This is a genomic window from Rhodococcus koreensis, assembly GCF_017068375.1.
Taxonomy (GTDB): Bacteria; Actinomycetota; Actinomycetes; order Mycobacteriales; family Mycobacteriaceae; genus Rhodococcus_F; species Rhodococcus_F koreensis.
This window is the reverse complement of the sequence record NZ_CP070609.1, coordinates 5,606,071-5,624,082: the sequence shown is the minus strand read 5'-3', so window position 1 is coordinate 5,624,082 and position 18,012 is coordinate 5,606,071. Positions and strand designations below refer to the sequence as shown.

General features: G+C 68.9%; 16 protein-coding genes and 1 pseudogene. All 17 read right to left on the bottom strand.

Annotated elements, in window-relative coordinates; all coding sequences use genetic code 11:
• Nucleotides 1-13: 13 nt before the first annotated feature.
• The 17 genes and pseudogenes from JWS14_RS25820 to JWS14_RS25745 all read right to left on the bottom strand — a co-directional run bounded on the left by JWS14_RS25820 (nt 14) and on the right by JWS14_RS25745 (nt 17,806).
• Nucleotides 14-1,372, bottom strand: a complete 1,359-nt coding sequence (locus JWS14_RS25820) for a coenzyme F420-0:L-glutamate ligase (RefSeq protein ID WP_206014726.1) — start codon at nt 1,370-1,372, stop codon at nt 14-16.
• Nucleotides 1,369-2,352, bottom strand: coding sequence for a 2-phospho-L-lactate transferase (cofD, locus tag JWS14_RS25815; RefSeq protein ID WP_074933790.1), 984 nt, complete (start codon nt 2,350-2,352; stop codon nt 1,369-1,371). Before cofD ends, JWS14_RS25820 begins: the two co-directional genes overlap by 4 nt.
• Nucleotides 2,353-3,609: an MFS transporter gene (locus JWS14_RS25810; RefSeq protein WP_072938765.1), complete on the bottom strand. Its 1,257-nt coding sequence runs from the start codon at nt 3,607-3,609 to the stop codon at nt 2,353-2,355. It lies immediately after the preceding gene.
• A gap of 198 nt (nt 3,610-3,807) precedes the next feature.
• Nucleotides 3,808-4,539: a 2-phospho-L-lactate guanylyltransferase gene (gene cofC / locus JWS14_RS25805; protein WP_083395635.1), complete on the bottom strand. Its 732-nt coding sequence runs from the start codon at nt 4,537-4,539 to the stop codon at nt 3,808-3,810.
• Entirely contained in the window at nt 4,536-7,094 is a 2,559-nt protein-coding gene (locus JWS14_RS25800; protein WP_174705464.1) for a bifunctional FO biosynthesis protein CofGH, read from the bottom strand. Before JWS14_RS25800 ends, cofC begins: the two co-directional genes overlap by 4 nt.
• Nucleotides 7,091-8,254, bottom strand: a complete 1,164-nt coding sequence (locus JWS14_RS25795; protein ID WP_206014725.1) for an acyl-CoA dehydrogenase family protein — start codon at nt 8,252-8,254, stop codon at nt 7,091-7,093. The genes JWS14_RS25800 and JWS14_RS25795 overlap by 4 nt, the downstream gene beginning before the upstream one ends.
• Complete coding sequence (locus JWS14_RS25790; protein ID WP_241031688.1) at nt 8,251-8,751, bottom strand: enoyl-CoA hydratase/isomerase family protein; 501 nt, start codon at nt 8,749-8,751, stop codon at nt 8,251-8,253. The genes JWS14_RS25795 and JWS14_RS25790 overlap by 4 nt, the downstream gene beginning before the upstream one ends.
• Nucleotides 8,752-8,788: 37 nt before the next feature.
• Nucleotides 8,789-8,950, bottom strand: a pseudogene (locus JWS14_RS50170) (enoyl-CoA hydratase/isomerase family protein); the annotation flags it as partial.
• Nucleotides 8,947-9,996 (bottom strand): LLM class flavin-dependent oxidoreductase, encoded by a 1,050-nt coding sequence (locus JWS14_RS25785; protein ID WP_072938773.1) that lies wholly within the window; start codon nt 9,994-9,996, stop codon nt 8,947-8,949. The pseudogene JWS14_RS50170 and the gene JWS14_RS25785, both read right to left, overlap by 4 nt.
• Before the next feature lie 103 nt (nt 9,997-10,099).
• Nucleotides 10,100-10,417, bottom strand: coding sequence for an NIPSNAP family protein (locus JWS14_RS25780; RefSeq protein WP_072938775.1), 318 nt, complete (start codon nt 10,415-10,417; stop codon nt 10,100-10,102).
• A complete protein-coding gene (npdG, locus tag JWS14_RS25775) occupies nt 10,398-11,078 on the bottom strand; it encodes an NADPH-dependent F420 reductase (protein WP_072938776.1) in 681 nt (226 codons plus the stop codon). Before npdG ends, JWS14_RS25780 begins: the two co-directional genes overlap by 20 nt.
• Before the next feature lie 136 nt (nt 11,079-11,214).
• Nucleotides 11,215-12,039 (bottom strand): IclR family transcriptional regulator, encoded by an 825-nt coding sequence (locus JWS14_RS25770; RefSeq protein ID WP_206014724.1) that lies wholly within the window; start codon nt 12,037-12,039, stop codon nt 11,215-11,217.
• 29 nt (nt 12,040-12,068) lie between these two features.
• Nucleotides 12,069-12,539: a VOC family protein gene (locus JWS14_RS25765; protein WP_072938780.1), complete on the bottom strand. Its 471-nt coding sequence runs from the start codon at nt 12,537-12,539 to the stop codon at nt 12,069-12,071.
• A 73-nt stretch (nt 12,540-12,612) separates the two neighbouring features.
• Nucleotides 12,613-14,223: an AMP-binding protein gene (locus tag JWS14_RS25760; protein WP_072938783.1), complete on the bottom strand. Its 1,611-nt coding sequence runs from the start codon at nt 14,221-14,223 to the stop codon at nt 12,613-12,615.
• Complete coding sequence (locus JWS14_RS25755) at nt 14,205-15,659, bottom strand: aldehyde dehydrogenase family protein (protein ID WP_206014723.1); 1,455 nt, start codon at nt 15,657-15,659, stop codon at nt 14,205-14,207. The genes JWS14_RS25760 and JWS14_RS25755 overlap by 19 nt, the downstream gene beginning before the upstream one ends.
• A 28-nt stretch (nt 15,660-15,687) precedes the next feature.
• Nucleotides 15,688-16,575 (bottom strand): LLM class F420-dependent oxidoreductase, encoded by an 888-nt coding sequence (locus JWS14_RS25750; protein ID WP_072938786.1) that lies wholly within the window; start codon nt 16,573-16,575, stop codon nt 15,688-15,690.
• A gap of 28 nt (nt 16,576-16,603) precedes the next feature.
• Nucleotides 16,604-17,806, bottom strand: a complete 1,203-nt coding sequence (locus JWS14_RS25745) for a CaiB/BaiF CoA transferase family protein (protein WP_206014722.1) — start codon at nt 17,804-17,806, stop codon at nt 16,604-16,606.
• Nucleotides 17,807-18,012: the final 206 nt, after the last annotated feature.

The following is an 18,012-nucleotide window of genomic DNA, read 5'->3' as shown; positions in this document are numbered from 1 at the left end:
CATGGTGTGTGGGTCATTTCTCGATGAGGGCGTCGCCGGGGTCGGTGGGCCGGCGGGGTGTGAGTGGTTCGAGGGGGTAGCCGACGGCGATCGCGCCGAGCGGCTGCCAGTCGTCGGGCAGGTCGAGGACACCGCGCACGGTGTCCGGGGCGAAGATCGTCGAACCGATCCAGCAGCTGCCGATCCCCTTGGTCGCCAGCGACACCAGCAGCCCCTGCACGGCCGCACCGACCGCGACGGTGAACATCGTCGCCTCCGCCGCCCGCCGACGCGGATCCGGGTAGGGGTGCGCGCCGTCGGGCACGCAGAACGGGACGATCACCTCCGGCGCGTCGAACAGGATGTTCCCCCGCGCCACCCGCGCCGCCACCGCCGCCCCGTCCATACCGTCCGCGGTCAGGTCGGTGCGCCACCGCTCCCGCATCGCGGTCAGCAACTCCTCGCGCACCGTGCGGGTGCGGACCCACACGAACCGCACCGGCCGGGTGTGATGCGGCGCCGGGGCGGTCAACGCCTCTCCGATCGCCGCCCGCACCGCACCCGGGTCGACCGGATCGTCGGCGAACTCCCGGACCGAGCGGCGCAGCAGCACCGCCTCCGCCCGCCCCCGCTCCACCGACTCGGCGGTACCGAGCCAGAACAGGTCCTCCTCACCGGCCCGGATCAGATCCCGCGCCCGCGACCCGTCGTCGGCCACACCCAGACCGCGGACCACCGCGACCGGCACCCCACCGAGCTTGCCCTTCACCAGATCCCCGGCCGCGGCGATCTCGTCGGCCACCGCGACCTCCGTCACCATGAGTTCGTTGCCCTGCGAGTCCCGGGCCCCGGCGTACCCGTGCAGCACCGGCACCCCGGCCGCACCGATCGCGGCGTCGATCTGGCCGTTGCGCCATGCCCGGCCCATGGTGTCGGTGACCACCACCGCGACGGTGACACCCAATGCACCCTTCACCGCATCGCGCAGGGTGCGGGCACTGGCGTCCGGATCTTCCGGCAGCAGAGCGAGTTCGGCGCCGTCGACGTTCGAGCCGTCGATCCCCGACGCCGCCTGGACGATCCCGAGCCGGTTCTCGGTGATCAGGATGGGGCCCCTGCGCGCTACGACCCGGACGGCTTCCTGTTCGACGAGGAGGCGCCGAGCGGCCTCACGGGCATCGGGATCGGAGGGAGAGGACTCGATCCGGCCCTCCACCTTGGACACCACCTTGCTGGTGACCACGAGGACGTCGTCGTCCTCGAGCCACGGCGCGGCGGCAACGATCGCGGCAGCCAGGTCGTCGCCCGGCCGGAACTCGGGCAGACCCGCGATGGGCCGGATTTCGATCGCGCCGCCTGGCGCATGATCGGCCGGTCTTTCCGGTTCGGTCATAGCAGGGCTCCCATCAGGTCGAATGCGGAGCGGACCATGTCCGCGGTGGCGTCCGGGTCGGACATCAGCAACGGCACACTGGCCACGGCCACCCCGGGGACGTCGGCGGTGTCGGTGTCGTGGACCAGCCACCCGTCGAGGATCCCCGTGCCACTGCGCGCCCCGTACCAGCGCCCGATCGCCTCCGCGGAGGTTTCCACCCCGATCACGTCCAAACATTCGTCGGCCATGCCGCGCAACGGTTTCCCGCCGACGATCGGCGACACCCCGACCACCCGCGCGGTGGTGGTGCGCAGCGCCCCCCGGATCCCCGGCACCGCCAGGATCGCGCCGACGCTGACCACCGGATTCGACGGCGCCAGCAACACGATGTCGGCGCCCTCGATCGCCTCCAGCACCCCCGGCGCCGGGGACGCCTGCTCGGCGCCGATGTGCGCGAAGCTGTGCGTCGGGACCTGCGCGCGGTGCCGAACCCACCACTCCTGGAAGTGGATCGCCCGCTGCTCCCCGTCCTCCGGGTCGGTGATCACCACGTGAGTCTCACTCCGATCGTCGGTGACCGGCAGCAACGTCACCCCCGGCCGCCACCGGTTGCACAACGCCTCGGTGACCGCCGACAACGGATACCCCGTCCGCAGCATCTGGGAGCGGATCAGATGCGTCGCGATGTCCCGGTCGCCGAGCCCGAACCACTCCGGCTTCGCCCCGTACGCGGCGAGTTCTTCCTTCGCGTTCCAGGTTTCACCCGCATGCCCCCACCCCCGGACGGTGTCGATACCCCCGCCGAGGGTGTACATGCAGGTGTCCAGATCCGGGCAGATCCGCAACCCGTGCATCCACACATCGTCACCGACATTGACCACCGCCGTGATCCGATGCGACGAACCCCCACCATCCGGCGCATCAACGCCGAGAAGCCGCCGCACCCCTTGCAGGAACCGGGCCCCACCGACCCCGCCAACCACTACAGTCACGTTCACTCAGACCTCGGCTGGAGTGCTCGCCGTAACGGTGGTGTGGTCCTTCTCGGCCTTGCGCGCCGCCAGCGCGACAGCGCAGAGCAGTGCGGCGAACACCCCGATCCCAGAGAGGACCGAGAAGATGACGATCGGCGGCCGGCCCGCGAGAAGGCCGCCCAGGATCGGTCCACAGACACCACCGATCCGGCCCACTCCGGCAACGAATCCGAGAACGCTGGTGCGGATGTCGACGGGGAAGTAGGTGGCCACGTAGCCGAAGACGATCGGCTGCGTTCCGCCCGTCCCCGCCCCGGCGAGGAACAGAAAGACGTAGAGAACGGGTGACGGCAGGTGTACCGCGAGGGTCATGACGGCGACCGCGCCGACTGTGAACGCGGCGAGAACTGCGCGACGTTCTCCGAACTTGTCCGCAATCCAGGAACCTCCGGACGCACCGGTGGCGGCTCCGAGGCTGAAGATCACCAGAAAGACCAATGCGGATCCGAGGGAGTAACCGCTGGCCTTCATGATCTGCGGCAACCAGGTGAGCAGTCCGTACCACTGGATCTGGCCGCAGAAGGTCAGCGCGGTGAACACTGCCAGCGCTCCCCATCCGGTCGGTCCGAGATTCTTGAAGACGACACGCAAGGTGCGGCGGTCGGCCGCGCCGTCCGAACGCAGAGCGTTCGGCGTGGGTACCCACCGCCGGAGCTTCACCGCGGCGATCGGTACCACGGTCAGCAGGGGAAAAGCGCCCCCGACGAAGAAGACGCCGCGCCAGCCCAGCACGTCGAGGAAGGCCAGGGCGGTGAGAGCGGCCAGGACGCCGCCAATGGGTATGCCGGCCAGGATCACGCCGTTGAGGAAGTTCTTCCGGTCTGCCGGTGCGACGCTCATCGTCACCGCGACCGCGGTGGGCACGACCCCGCCGAGGCCGAACCCTGCGAAGAACCGGGCGGCACCCAGCAGTTCGGCGGTGGGTGCCACGGCGCACAGCATCATGCCGACCGAGAACCAGCTGACGCAGAGCAGGAACAACCGCCGAACACCGTATCGGTCGGCGAGCACTCCGGCGGCGATGGATCCGATGCCCATCCCGAGGATCGCCGCACTGGCGATCACTCCGACCTGCGCGGTCGTCAGACCCCAATCTGCGTAGTGGAGTAGGTTCGGCGTCGCGGCACCGAAGATGGCGAGGTCGTAGCCGTCAGCGGCTATCGCGAGAAATGCCAGGGCGGCGACGCCCACATATGCAGGAAAGCTGAGCCGATTGTTCATGTGTCTCCTCGAAGAAAGTAAGGGAGCCGCTCTGAATACTGGTGGAGATGAAGAGAATCGACCATCGAGCACATTCCCACTCAGGCCGACCGAGAACACAGCGAGACACGCGATCGATGCTCGCGAGGTCACCGACAGGTCACCTCATCGAGCCGATCACCGCTTATAGGGATGAAAATCAGTGCGCCGAACCGAAAGTCAGGGCGCCACCGAGGAAGAGCCGGACCGCTGCCGCGCCGACATCCGATCGAACGGGTGACCCAGACTGCGCAGCACGGCGCCCAGCGCGGCACCGGGATGTCCCAGTGCGGCGTCCAGCAGGTCGTCGAGATCGTCGACGTCCCGCCGCAGGGACTCGATGTTCGGGTCGAGCGTCTCCACCGCCCCGGAGCCCAGGTGCGCCAGCCGCGAGCGCTCCCCGAATTCCGGATCGAGGTCGACGCCCTCGGAGGCCGTCAGAAGACTTGTCCCCTCGCGTCTTCGGTCCGCCACGAATGTGCGCTCGTGCCGCCCGGCCACCTTCAGCGCGACGTCCAGGTCCTCGCTGCGAAGGCTCGGAAGATCGGCGGGCAGTCCCGCCAGCCGGCAGCGCGGCCACCACTCGCGGGCCCGGCGCCCACCTTCGCGCAGGGCGGCGTTCATGCCCGGCGTGCCCGGCAATACGAGTGGGACGACACCCGGCGACCGCACGTGGGCCGCGTCCTGAATCCGGTCGACGACAACGAGCACCGCCTCCACCTGCGAGGCAGCCCGAACCGCAGAGACGGTGTCTCGGAACATTGCGCGAACCACCGCCTGCCGGGCCTCCGGCCGGAGCAGGAGCCGGGATTTCGCCGACGTGATGTCCCGCTGGGGAATCACGGCCACCCACGGCCCGCGGGGACCTCGACTGCGGGTTCCACCACTCTCGGGAGCTGGATGTGCGGTCACTGGCCGACCATCCCGACGGCGAGCGGCAGCACGGACCTCGCCCTGTCGTCGAACCGTTCGGCTGCGGCGGTTCGTTCGGCGTCGACGGCTTCGTATGTGGTGGTGCGCTGCCGGGCAGGTCGGCCTGCCGCCGCGGCCATGTTGGTGATGTCGGCGATGGTCTTCATCGATCCGTTGGTCGAACCGGCCATCCTGCTGATGGTTTCCTCCATCAGGGTGCCGCCGAGGTCGTTGACGCCACCGCGAAGCAGTTCCACGCATTCGTCCGGACCGAGCTTGACCCACGAGCACTGGATGTTGTCGATCTGACCGTGCAACATCAACCGCGCCAATGCGTGTACCGCGCGGTTGTCCCGTCGGGTCGGGCCCGGCCTCGCCAGACCTGCGAGGTAGATGGGTGAACTCTGGTGCACGAACGGCAGCGGAACGAACTCCGTGAAGCCGCCCGTCTCCCGCTGAATGTCCAGCAGCACGCGAAGGTGACCGACCCAGTGCCGGGGCTCGTCCACGTGCCCGTACATCATCGTCGCGGTGGTGCGGATCCCGAGCTCGTGCGCGGTCTTGACTACCCGAATCCACTCGGCCGCAGGCAGTTTGCCCTTGGTGAGCACCCACCGGATCTCGTCGTCCAGGATCTCGGCGGCGGTGCCCGGCACGGAATCGAGCCCGGCGTTGCGCGCCTCGGTCAGCCACTCGGCCACCGAGATGCCCATGCGCGACGCCCCGCTCACGATCTCCATCGGCGAGAACGCATGGAGGTGGATCTTCGGGGCCCGGCGTTTCGCCTCGGCGGCCAGGTCCAGATGAATGGTGCTGGGGAGACCGGGATCGATCCCGCCCTGCATGCAGATCTCGGTGGCGCCGACGTCCCAGGCCTGGGCGATCCGGTCCCCCACCTCGGAGACGGAGAGCCGGTACGAATCAGCGTCGCTGGCGCGCTGCGCGAACGCGCAGAATCGACAGCCGGTGTAGCAGACGTTACTGAAGTTGACGTTCCGGTTGACGACGTAGGTCACCGCGTCGCCCACCGTCGACTGCCGGACCTGGTCCGCCAAGGCGCACAAGGCATCCAGATCGGCGCCGTCGCAGTGGATGAGCGCCAGCGCCTCGTCGTCGCTGAGACCCGCGGGGTCCCGCTCGGCCGTGCGCAAGGCGGCGAGCACCTCACCGCCCAGGCGGGGATGGGCGCCGGCCGCCGCGCGTGCGTTCATCTCCTCGCCGAGTACCGTCCAGTCACCGAACGCGTTCGCGAAGTCGCTGCGGGTATCGGTACGACGCCCTTCCGCGTCGATCTCGAGGTGCAGATCGGTTCGGCCACTGGATTCTACGGGCGCGGCATCCTGCCACGGCCGGCCCTCCGGAAGCACGTCCGCGGCCAGACCGGTCTCCGGGTCGGCGAGCGCCAGCAGGTGCGGCCGGACCCGGGCGTCGATCCACGGATCTCCCGCGAGGACGTACTGCGGTTGGACGGCGAGGCGCTCCCGGAGCTCGAAACCGGCGGCAGCGCTCAGTTCACGGAGCCGGTCGATCTCCGGCCAGGGGCGTTCGGGGTTCACGTGGTCGGGGGTCAGCGGCGACACCCCACCCCAGTCGTCGATGCCCGCCGCCAACAGCCGGCGCAGCTCACCCGGCTCCGACAGATTGGGTGGGGCCTGCAGGCGCATCGAAGGTCCGAGGAGGATGCGTGCCACCGCGATCGTGGCCAGGTACTCCTCGTGGTCTGCATCGTTGGCGGACCGCATCGCGGTGTCGGGCTTGGCGCGGAAGTTCTGGACGATCACTTCCTGGATGGAGCCGTACTGCTTTGCGATCCGGCGGATCTGGAGGATGGACTCCACCCGATCGGCGTACGACTCGCCGATCCCCACCAGGATCCCGGTCGTGAAGGGGATGTTGGTGCGGGACGCGTCCTCGATGCAGGCCAGTCGGACGGCGGGATCCTTGTCCGGGGAGCCGTAGTGGCAGCCGCCGGGCTCTGCCCACAGCGAGCGGGCCGTGCTCTCGAGCATCAGTCCCATGGAACCGGCCACCGGCTTGAGGCGTTGGAGTTCCGCCCAGCTCATGACCCCCGGGTTCAGATGGGGCACCAGGCCGGTCTCCTCGAGGACCAGCACCGCCATGGCCCGCACGTAGGACAGTGTGTCGGCGTAGCCGCGCGACTCGAGCCAGTCGCGGGCGGCGTCCCACCGATCCTCGGGCCGGTCGCCCAGCGTGAAAAGCGCTTCCTTGCAGCCCATCCGGGCGCTCGCACGGGCGATCTCGAGCACCTGGTCGGGAGAGAGGAACGGCTCGTCGACCCGCCCGGGGGTCGTTGCGAAGGTGCAGTAGTGGCAGCGGTCGCGACACAGGCGGGTGAGCGGTATGAACACTTTCCGGCTGTAGGTCACCACCCCCGGGCGGCCTGCGTCGAACAGGCCCGCCGACCGGACGCCCGCGGCGACCTCGCACAGTCGGTCGAGGTCGGCGCCGCGCGCACCGAGGAGGGCCTCGGCTTCACCGGCGTCGATGGTCTTGCCGGCGCTCGCCCGCGCGAGTGCGCGCCTCAGACCTGTCACCTGCTCGCTCCTGTCCCCAAGCCCATCGACCGGGCGATGAAGTCGAGCTGCACCGAGGGCGGCCCCGCCACGACACGGGCGATGATCCCGTCGGAGTGGTGCATCGGCAGGGCATGGTCGCGCACGTAGCCGTAGGCGCCCTGGATCTGCATCGCCAGCGCGGAGGCCTCTGCGTAGAGCTGACCGGAGAGGAACTTCGCCATGGTGCTCTCCACCTCGCACGGCAGACCCGCGTCGAAGAGGTCGGCCGAACGGCGCACGGCGCATCGGGCCGCGTCGAGCCTGACGAACATCTCGGCGAGGGGCAAGGTCACGCCCTGGTAGGTCGACAGTGCCTTACCGAACTGCTCGCGCTCGTTGGCGTAGTGGACCGTCAGGTCGAGCACCGCGGCCACACTGCCCAGGAAGCCGGAGCTGATCATGATGCGTTCGAGCACCAGGCGTTCCTTGAGGATCTGCCATCCTTCACCGGGCTCACCCAGCACCGCCGTCGCCGGGAGCGCGACGTCGCGCAGGAAGACCTCGTAGATGCCGCTGATGTTCCGTCCCAGCGCCGGCATCCGGCGGACCTCGACACCCGGATGGTCGACCGGGACGAGGAATACGCCGAGCTGGTCGCGCTTACGGCCACCGCCGCCCACCCGGGCGACGAGTTCCATCACCGCGCCGGGCAGGCCCGCGCCTTCGCAGTAGGTCTTCTGACCGTTGAGGACCCAACCGTCCCCGACCTTCTCGGCGCGAGTGGCAACGCTCGCCGCGTCGGAGCCCACGTCGGGTTCGCTGACCGCGATCGACAGGCGCGCGTCGCCGGCCAGCACCGGCGCGCCGTACGTCTCCTGCTGCTCGGGCGTGCCCCAGCGGTGGATGTCGCGCAGCCCGCTGAGGTTCAGGTTGAACAGGGCCACGAGGTCGGAGCTCGCCTTGCCGATCTCCTCACAGAGCGTGATCAGCAGGCCGGCCGTACCGTCGACGTCCTCGTCTCCGGCCACCACGTCGTACCACCCCAGGCGGGCGATCTCGCGGAACAGGTGCTCGGGGTACGTCCCCGCCTCGTCCCAGATTCGCACGTCGAGCGCGGGAGCGTGCCGGGCCAGGAACGCCCGGGCCATGGTGCGCAGGTGCGCCTGCTCGTCGGTCTGGATGTGGATGCTGGTGGTCATGATTGCCTTTCGAGGGTGTTCGGTAGAGAGGTCCGCTTCCAGGCGGAGAGCCCTGTTTTGAGATCGCGCAACAGCTCGGGCGGAAGAATCGCGAGTCGGGCGGCCGTCTCGCGCGCCGTCACGTCGAGCGAATCCTCGGGAACGACGTCCACCAGACCGAGCCTGGCGAGGTCGTCGGCGACGAAGCGCTCGTTCAGGGCCAGGAGCCGCAGTGCCCGCGCCGGGCCGACGGCGGCCTCGAGTCGGCGCACCGTGCTGTCGGGCGGCGGGAACCCGAGTGGGAGCTCGGGGAATCGGAACGTAGCGGCAGGTGAGGCCAGGGTGATGTCCGCGGCCGCGGCTATGGCCCAGCCGGCGCCGACCGCGGCGCCCTGGACTGCGACCACTGCGGCCGGGTAGTCGCCGATCAGGTCGAGGCTTTCCTCGATCAGCCGGCGCCGGAGACCCGGGCGGCCCGGTCGCGGTGCCGTCGTCCGAACGCACGTCGGCTCCTGCACAGAACGCGGGTCCCTCCGCCCGCACGAGAAGGACATCGACGGCCGCGCGTTTTCCCTCGGCAAGTGCGGAGACGAACGCCTCGAGCAGGGGGACGTCGAGGGCGTTGCGTGCCTCGGGACGATTGAGTGTCAGGACGACCAGACCGTCGTGGTGCTCGGCCGGGCACAAGTCCAGGGCTACTTCCCTATTCGCGCTCATCGGAGCTCCGGCAGGACCTGGGAGGTGAGCAGCTCGACTGCCTCACGGGGATCGGGGCCGACCGGGGCACCGATGTAGGCCTCCGTGAATCCGGCGTCCTCCGCGTACTCGAGCAGCTCGGCCAGCGCCTCGATGCAGTCGCCCGGTGTGCCGGACACGACGAGCTGGTCCGCGACTTCCTGCGGGAGAAGGTCGGCAGCGGCGTCCACGCCGTCACCGGCTTTGAGCGCCGCTCGGGTGGCGGCGTAGTCGGACGGCTCGAAGCCCACCCGGTGCAGGTTCTCCGGAGGCTGCTGACTCACGATGAGTGTGGCCTGTCGCCGCGCCGCCGCGCAGGCGCTGTCCCGGTCCGCGGAGACGGACAGATTGACACCGTAGATCCGGGTGAACTCTCCCCGCTGGCTGCGCTGTCGTCCCCGGTCGAGCGAATCGAGGTTGCTCACCGCGTCGAACTGGCCGCTGCGGAAGGCCGCGAGGCTGTGCGCCGGGAAGTTGCTGGCGCAGATGACGCCGTCGGCAAGCTCGCCGGCCATCTCCAGTACTTTCGGTCCGGCGCCGGCGACCACGACGCGCACGTCGGGCTTGCTCGTCCAGGAGAACGACGCCCGAGCATCCTCACGCAATCCGAGGCCTGCGCAGATCTGGGGGTAGTCACCCATTCGGATCGCGTCGCCCTGCCAGAGAAGTCGGCACATCGCAATGAACTCGGCCACCCGCTCGATCGGATTCTGCAGCGACATGAGCGCACTCACCAACCCACCCCCGGTGCCGATTCCCATGCTGACCCGGCGTCCTTCGGGCATGAATTCCGCGAGGGTGGCCATGCTGGACGCCATCTCGAGCGGGTTGCGTCCGAAGGGGAACGTCACCGCCGTGCCGACGCCCGCGCCGGTGCGCGCAGCGATGGCGCCGAGGAGAACCGCAACGCCTCGGGACTGGAGTTGGTCACTGAGCCAGACGGTCTCGAAACTCCGAGCAGCGATCTCTGCCACTTCCACCATCTGTGGCCCGTCAGCCCAGCCGTGAAGCTGGATTCCTTTGATCATGGAACTTCTCTTCATGATATTGAACTCGAATCACTATATGGAACAGATTAGGGGCAGGATGCGGCGACGGTCAAGAGTCGGGCCCAACCTCTTCGGGCGCCGCTCAGGGCCGGGCGTACGCCGGAGTGACCAGGAACGTGCTTCGAATCTCCGAGATCAGCGGCCCGTCGCTCTCCGTGCGCGCCTTCACCGCGAGCCACCGAGGATCGGTCTGGAACCGTGCCCAGTGCGCGTCCGCGGCCTCGGCGTCGGGGAAGGCCACCAGGTACACGATCCGGCCGCGGTTGCCCGCCTCGTGCCAGAAGCCGTCGACCTGCAGCCCGAATTCCGCGAACAGGGCCAGGGTCTCGTCGGCGAACCTGCGATGAAGGTCGTCGGCGCGGCCCGGTAGAGCGATGTACTCACGCAGCTCGTGGATCATGAACAACCCCGTTCACAGCGAGACCCGAGTGCGTCTTGTAGCGCTTGTTGACGTTGATGAGAACGGCGGTCAGCGGTTCGAGCTGCCGCGCCACCCGCAGTACCCCGCCGTCGATGCCGGGCCGGCCCGTGATCGCGACTGCGAGCCGGGCCACCTCGTCCTTGGCGGTCCGGTCGTCGCCGCACACGAGCACATCCTCTTGGACGAGGCCTTCGTGCTCCCAGAGTGTGACCGCCGACAGGTGGTGGAACGCAGCCACGACGGTGGCGTCGGGCACCAGGTCCCGCAACTGCTCGGCAGCGCTGCCCTCCTCGACGTCCAGACCGTACGCCCCGGCCTTGTCGAAGCCGAGCGGGTTCACACAGCTGACCAGGAGCTTGCCCGCGAAAACGGGAGCCAACCCGGAGACCAGCTCACGATGGCCCTTGTACGGGACGGCCAACAGGACGATGGGACAGTCGGCGGCGGCCGACGCGTTGTCGGCAGCGCTGACCCGGGCGCCGTCACCGGCGCGTCTGCGCACCTCGGCGGCCGCTTCCTCGGCGCGTTCGATCGAACGCGATCCGATCACGACGTGTCTGCCGGCCGCTGCGAACCGGTACGCCAGCCCCTTTCCCTGGGGCCCGGTGCCGCCGACGACGGCGATCTTGTTGCTGGTCATCTATGTCTCCTACGAACAGTGGACGGGGATACCTCGGGCGCGTGGCACCCGGAGGTGGGCAGCCGACCATCGAGGGTCGACTCGGAGCGGCAGGCCCCGGGTGGGGTCGCCGCAGGAAAGAAAAAGTGCGGGTCGGTCAGCCGCGTCCGGCGTCGAGGTCCGGCGCCCCGGCGGGAGTCGGGTAGTCCGCGGGGATGTGTCCACCGATGCGCGAGCTGATCTCCCGTGACGCCGTGACGAGGTAGTCGGCGATGCCGGCCACGCCCTCGACCGTCAGGTCGTCACCCATGCCGAGCAGGGCAATGAACAGGCATGGCACGCCGTCCCGGTCGAATACCGGGACCCCCAGGACATTGAGTTCGGGGCGATACTCGCCGTAGACCGCGCCGTAGCCCTGCGCCCGGAGCTGCTCCAGTTCGGAGTCGGGGAACGAGACGGGCCCCGGGCGCCCCCGGCCCGGCCATGCTGCCGCCAATCGGCTGATCAACGGGGTAGTGCGGTCGAAGCGCGAACCGACCTCGATGGTGACCTTGACGGCTTTGCGGCTCTCGATCTTCGCGATCGCCGTGAAGTGACCGTCCGGCATCGGCTGGATGGCCAGGCAGGCCAGCTCGGTCCGCTCGGCCAACCATTCCATGTACGTCCGCGACGCGGCGACGGCCGACGTTCGCGCGATCGCCGCGACCCCGAATTCCACGAGCAGCGGACCGAGGTTGTACCGGCGCGTCTCCTGGTCGTACACGACGAGACCCTCGACCACCATGGTCCGGAGCAGGACCGACGCCGTGCTCTTCGCCAGGGCGCAGCGCTTGGCCAGCTCGGTGAGCGTGGCACCGGCAGACTGCTGGACCAGCGTCTCGAGCACGCGGGTGGCGCGTGAGACAGCGGGGACCAACTGTTCGCCGGTTTGCTCGCCCCGCTCGTCGGTCGTGCCGCTTCCCGGGACTTCTGCCTTGGTCAAGGGTTCCTACCTTCGTCGTGCGAATGCTGTCAGCCGACCGTAGCGGCCTGCCCCAGCAGTTCGGCGAAATGGAACAGTGTGCCGTCGGGATCGCGGGCGAAGAGCAGCCGCCAGCCGTTGACTCCGTCCGGACCCATGATGGTCTGCGGCGAGTGCAGGAACTCGACACCGTCGTCCGCCAGCCGTGCGTATTCGGCGTCGATGTCGTCGGTGAGGATCGAGAATCGGCACAGGCCGGGGTGTACGAGGTCGCTCTGCGCCCGCCCCTCGGAGCGTGCGTCCCGCCACTGGATGAGGTCGAGCATGGCCTCGTCCGGGGAGTTGTTCAGGCGCATGTGCGCGAAGCGGAGCTTGCTGGCCCCTTCGACCATGAATGCCCGCGCGAGGTTGCTGTCGTCGACCTCTTTGTCCTGCGCTACCTGGAAGCCGATTCGCCGGTAGAAGTCGATCGACTTGTCCATGTCGGTCACGTTGATGCCGACGTGCCAGAATTTTCGCATTGCTTCGTCCTTCGTGTTCGTCTAGCTGGGTCGATGGATGGCGCTCCGCGGGTTCGCGGGATTCGCCGAGTGCTCAAGCCGGGGGCCGCACCAACTCGCGACGCCGGACCTTTCCGGTCTCCGTGCGCGGCAACGTTGCGACTGCCTCTATCTCACGGGGCCGGGCGTGCGGACCCACCGCCGCCGTGACGAGTTCGCGGAGCTGTGCCGCGATCTCCTCCGTGAGCTCTCCGGCAGCGAGGTGCACGAACGCCTTGACCTGTTGGCCCATCTCCCGGTCGGGCAGCCCCACCGCTGCCGCGTCCAGGACCTGCGGATGACGCTTCAGGGCCTCTTCGATCTCGGCGGGGCCGATGCGGTAGCCGCGGCTCTTGATCACGTCGTCGGCGCGGCCCAGGTACTCCAGCCGGCGCCCGTGTGCGAGCCGCGCCAGATCGCCCGTCCGGTGCCAATCCCCCGGAGGGGGTACCGCCCGAGCCGAAGACGAGTCCCAATAGCCGAGGAGTGCAACCGGATCCGGCAGTTCGAGCGCGATCTCACCGACCTCACCGGGTGCGACGCGGACGCCGTCCTCGTCCAGAATTGCGATGCGGTGCCCGGGGTACGGGGCGCCCATGGTTGCGTCGTCGACCGATCCGAGAGCCGCGGAGTCGCCGATGAGGGCGTTGGCCTCGGTCTGGCCGTAGGCCTTGTTGACGCAGTCACTGAGGTGGCTGCGGGCCCAGCCGAGTTCCGCAGCACCGGCGGGCTCTCCCCCGGTCACGACCGCGCGGAGGCGTTGCCGTGCCGATTCCCCGTGCTCGGCGAACATCCGCAGCACCGACGCGGGCAGGAAGGCGGTGGTCACGCCGAAGCGGGCCATCATGTCCAGGGTGGCGGCGGCGTCGAAACGCTGTGGCCGATGAGCCACGACGGGGACGCCGAACGACCACGGGACCAGGAGCCCGAGCATCAGGCCGCCGATCCAACCCCAGTCCGCGGTGCCGAAATACACGTCCCCGGGCCTGAACAGCTCGAAGGCGTAATCGACGCCCGCGTGCCCGAGCAGGGCGCGGTGTCCGTGAACGATGCCTTTCGGTGGACCGCTGGTGCCCGATGTGTACATCAGCAGGGCCGGGTCCGAGGGCCGGCCGGGCACCGGGGCCAACGGGTCGACCCGGCGGGCGAGGTCCCCGAGCTTCGGACCACGCGCGCCGTCCACCGTGAGCACGTCGACGTCGCGCAGCGAGCACCCCGTCGACTCGAGCCGGTCGACGCCCGGACCGTCCGTGACCAGCACGGTCGCACCCGAGTCGGCGAGCCGGTGCCCCACCGAGTTGCCGGTGAGCAGTCGCGGGACCGGCACGAGCACGGCCCCGGCGACGAGCACCCCGAACACGACCTCGGCGGCCTCGACCGACGGGTCGAGGTACAGGACGACACGGTCACCGGGCTCGACCCCGCGGGCGCGGAGGACACCCGCGATGCGCACGGCGACGCGCTGCACCTGACCGAATGTCACCTTCTCGGGCGCGTGGGTCCCCTCGCGCAGCACGGCAACGGCGTCGGGATCGCGGGAGAAGAGGGCGTCCTCGGTGATCGTGTAGTCCGCCGCGGGCTCCCAGTCCTGAACGTGGCGGGCGTCGATCAGCCGTCCCACGATCTGTGGCCGGGACGGCCCGGAGGTCAATCCAGGCGTGCCCATATGCTCTTCTCCTTGGTGAAGCTCTCGATGGCGGCCTGGCCGAGGTCGCTGCCGTAGCCGCTCTGTCCGAAGCCGCGGTACGGCGACGCGGGGTTGAGCACTCCCCAGGTGTTGATCCACACGTTGCCGGCGTCGAGGGTCTGCGCGAACCTCAGTGCGCGGCCGACGTCGCGGGTGAACACGCCCGCGGCCAGCCCGTAAATGGTGTCGTTGGCGAGGGTGATCGCCTCGTCCTCGCCCTCGAACGGCAGGACCGACAGCACGGGTCCGAAGATCTCCTCCCGGGCGATGCGCATGTCCGCGGTGACTCCGGCGAACAGCGTCGGACGGTAGTAGAAGCCCTGCTCCGCGGCTCCGTTCGGTGACTGGCCGCCGCCGCTGATCAGCTTGGCGCCCTCCTCGGTCCCGGCCACGACGTACGAGTGGACCGATTCCCGTTGCGCGGCACTGACCAACGGGCCGATCTCCGTTTCGGGGTCGAGGGGATCGCCCACCCGGGCGGCCTCGACCCGCTTCTGGACGAGTTCGACCACCTCGTCGTAGATGGGCCGCTCGACGAGCAGCCGGCTCGCAGCCGTGCACGTCTCGCCCTGGTTGCCGTACATCGCCTGGAAGACCACGGCGGCGACCGCCTTCGGGGACGAGTCGCCGAACGCCACGAGCGCCGACTTGCCGCCGAGCTCGAGCGAGGTCGTGATGACGCGGTCGGCCGCCATCCGGCCGATCTGCTGGCCGACCTCGGTCGAGCCGGTGAACGTCACCTTGCCGACCAGCGGGTGCTGCACCAACGCGTTACCCGCCACCGAGCCCCGACCGGGCAGGACGTTGACCAGCCCCGGCGGCAACCCGGCCTGGAGGGCCAGCTCGCCGAGCGCCACGGGGACGAGCGGGGCGAGCTGCGCAGGCTTCAGCACGATGGCGTTGCCCATCGCGAGAGCCGGCGCGATCTTCCAGACCGCCTGCACTGCAGGGAAATTCCACGGTGTGATGGCACCCACCACGCCGATCGGCTCACGCAAGGTGTAGTTGAGGAACCGGCCGGGAGCCGGCGTCGTGCGACCCTCGATCTTCGTCACGAGGCCCGCGAAGTACTCGAGGGTCTCGATCATGATCGGAAGGTCGACGCCCAACGACTCTCGGATGGGCTTGCCCATGTCCCGGCTCTGCAGCTGGGCGAGCTCGATCTTGTGTTCCTCGATCAGCGCGGCGTAGCGGAACATGAGCCGGGTCCGCTGGGCGGGACGCATGCGCTGCCACGCCTTGGCCGCGACCTTCGCGGACTCGACGGCGCGCGCGACGTCCTGAACCGTCGCCTCGGCCACCGTGGCCAGGTGCGACCCGTCGGCCGGGTTGATCGAGTCGAAGGTCGCCCCTGTCGACGACGGGCTCAGTTGGTCGCCGATGACGAGGGGAACTGTCGAGGTGAGTGCCTGCACAATTCTCGTCCTTTCTTCCGCCGGGCCGTCAGGCCAGGTTGTGTGCGGTGGGGAGGACGGCGTCAGCGAGTTCCGCGAGCTCCTCCATGGTTGCTTCGAGGGTGTCGTGTTCGAACGACGTGTCGCAGATGAAGTGGGTGACACCGAGGTCGCCGTACGCTTCGATCGTCTCGGCGTTGTACGGCGCCGTCCGCAAAGGCCTTGCGGTGAGCGTGATTTCACTCATGTCGCGGCCCGCCTCCTCCACGTACTGCTGCAGGGTGGCCAGGTATCCGGCGTACTCGTCGGGCGCGATCGCAAGGGGGTGCCAGCCGTCGCCGATCGCGGCGATGCGGCGCAGCGAGGCGGTGCTGTATCCCGCGAACCAGACGGGGATCGTGCCACGCACCGGCTTCGGATACATCTTGAAGTCGTGGAGCTGGTAGAAATCGCCGTCGAAGTCGACCTCGTCTTCCTTCCACATGTGCCGCATCGCGTTGACCATCTCGGTGGTCCGCTTTCCGCGGTCCTTGAAGGGCGCTCCCAGCAGCTCGAACTGCTCCTTCATCCAGCCCACGCCGATGGCGACCGAAAGCCGCCCGCGCGACATCACGTCGATGCTCACCAGCGTCTTCGCGGTCTGGACGAGGGGACGCCACGGCAGGATCAGACACGACGTGCCGAGCTCGATCCGCTCGGTAGCCGCCGCCGCCCACGTCAACGACGTGAGGCAGTCGAGGTACGGCGTGGCGGGGTCCCACAGGAACTTGCCGTCCTCGGTGTACGGGTACGGCGTCTCGACTCGGGTCGGCAGCGCGACATGATCAGTCATCCAGAGGGAGTCGAAGCCGATCTTCTCCGCGTACCGCGAGACCTCCGTGATCGCCTCGGGCCCTGCCCACGGTCCCGCTCCCGGGATCCTGATTCCGACCTTCATTGATGCTTCCTTTCGCCGTGTTCGGTGGTCATCGGACGACGCTGTCGGCCCGGAGGGCCGCGATCCGGTCGTCCTGGTAGCCGAGATCCCGGAGAATCTCGGTGGTGTGTTCGCCCAGCGAAGTCGGTGGGCGATACACGTGACCCGGGGTGCCCGAGAGCTTGACCGGGAGGCCCGGGACCCGCAGCGGTCCGAGTTGGTCGTGGTCGATGTCGACAACGAGGTCCAGGGCCTGGATCTGGGGATGGGTGACGGCCTCGTCGTATGCGAGGACCGGGGCGCAGATGATGTCGTGAGCCGAGAGCAAGTCGACCACGTCGTCACGATCGCGGGCAGCGAACCAGGGCGCGAAGGCGGAGTCGAGGGCCTCGCGGTGCTCCAACCGGGACGCGGCGTCCGCGAAGCGCGGATCGTCGACGAGAGCCTCCACACCCATCGCCCGGGTCAGCTTGACGAAGTGGCGGTCGTTGAACGCGACCAGGTGGACCGCGCCGCCGTCACGGGTCGTATAGGCGTTGTACGGCGCGTAGAAATTGCTGCCGTTGCCTACCTTGCCCTGAATGTAATCGGCGAGGAGGTACTGCCCCAGCCACGGAGTCTGCAGATGGAACAACGCCCCGACCAGGGACACCGAGCCCGTTTGCCCCTCCCCCGTGCGCTGTTTCGCGAAGAGTGCGACGAGGGCGGCGATCGCGACCAGGTAGCCCGCGGCGCTGTCGGCGACGGGCGGCCCGGCCTTGAGCGGCTTCCCGGAGCGTTCCCCGGTGGCCTCCATGAGGCCGGTGAGCGCCTGAGCGACCGGGTCCATGGCAGGACGGCCCGCGAGGGGTCCGCTGTCGCCGTACCCGCTGACGTTGAGGCAGATCAGGTGAGGGTGCCGTTCGCGAAGCTCGGCGGCGGTCAGCCCGAATCGCTCACGAACCCCGGGCAGCATGTTCTCGATGAGCACGTCCGCCGTCGAGCAGAGCTCGTGGAACAGCTCGAGACCTGCCGCTGTACGAAGGTCGAGCGCGACAGCGCGCTTGTTTCGGTTGACGCCCGAGTAGACGCCACTCATGCCGTCGCGTCCCGGTCCGAACGTCCGCGACTCGTCACCACCGATCGGCTCGACCTTGATGACGTCGGCACCGAAGTCGGCGAGCAGCGATGCGCCCAACGGGCCGGCCACCATCGTCGCGGCGTCGATCACCTTGATGCCCGACAACGCTCCGCTATTTCCGGTGAACCCCATCACAAGCTCCGTTCATAATCCTGAACTAACATCATTATTTGGAACTCCACGGACGTTACGAGCACCGCCACCCGCTGTCAAGAGGGGATTTGCCGCCGATCGGCGGGCAGAGTGCGCGACTCGGCCCCAGGATGGCACCGCTGCCGGACCTCGCTGCGAAGACTTGCGAAGCGCGAGATACACGTTTGCCGACCACAGATTTTCAT

Excerpts from the sequence above, each read along its gene's own strand:
- JWS14_RS25780 (WP_072938775.1), bottom strand. The coding sequence starts at position 10,417 with ATGATCCACGAGCTGCGTGAGTACATCGCTCTACCGGGCCGCGCCGAC.
- JWS14_RS25820 (WP_206014726.1), bottom strand. The coding sequence starts at position 1,372 with ATGACCGAACCGGAAAGACCGGCCGATCATGCGCCAGGCGGCGCGATC.
- JWS14_RS25810 (WP_072938765.1), bottom strand. The coding sequence starts at position 3,609 with ATGAACAATCGGCTCAGCTTTCCTGCATATGTGGGCGTCGCCGCCCTG.
- JWS14_RS25750 (WP_072938786.1), bottom strand. The coding sequence starts at position 16,575 with ATGAAGGTCGGAATCAGGATCCCGGGAGCGGGACCGTGGGCAGGGCCC.
- JWS14_RS25765 (WP_072938780.1), bottom strand. The coding sequence starts at position 12,539 with ATGCGAAAATTCTGGCACGTCGGCATCAACGTGACCGACATGGACAAG.
- JWS14_RS25795 (WP_206014725.1), bottom strand. The coding sequence starts at position 8,254 with ATGACCACCAGCATCCACATCCAGACCGACGAGCAGGCGCACCTGCGC.
- JWS14_RS25760 (WP_072938783.1), bottom strand. The coding sequence starts at position 14,223 with ATGGGCACGCCTGGATTGACCTCCGGGCCGTCCCGGCCACAGATCGTG.
- JWS14_RS25785 (WP_072938773.1), bottom strand. The coding sequence starts at position 9,996 with ATGATCAAAGGAATCCAGCTTCACGGCTGGGCTGACGGGCCACAGATG.
- JWS14_RS25745 (WP_206014722.1), bottom strand. The coding sequence starts at position 17,806 with ATGGGGTTCACCGGAAATAGCGGAGCGTTGTCGGGCATCAAGGTGATC.
- npdG (WP_072938776.1), bottom strand. The coding sequence starts at position 11,078 with ATGACCAGCAACAAGATCGCCGTCGTCGGCGGCACCGGGCCCCAGGGA.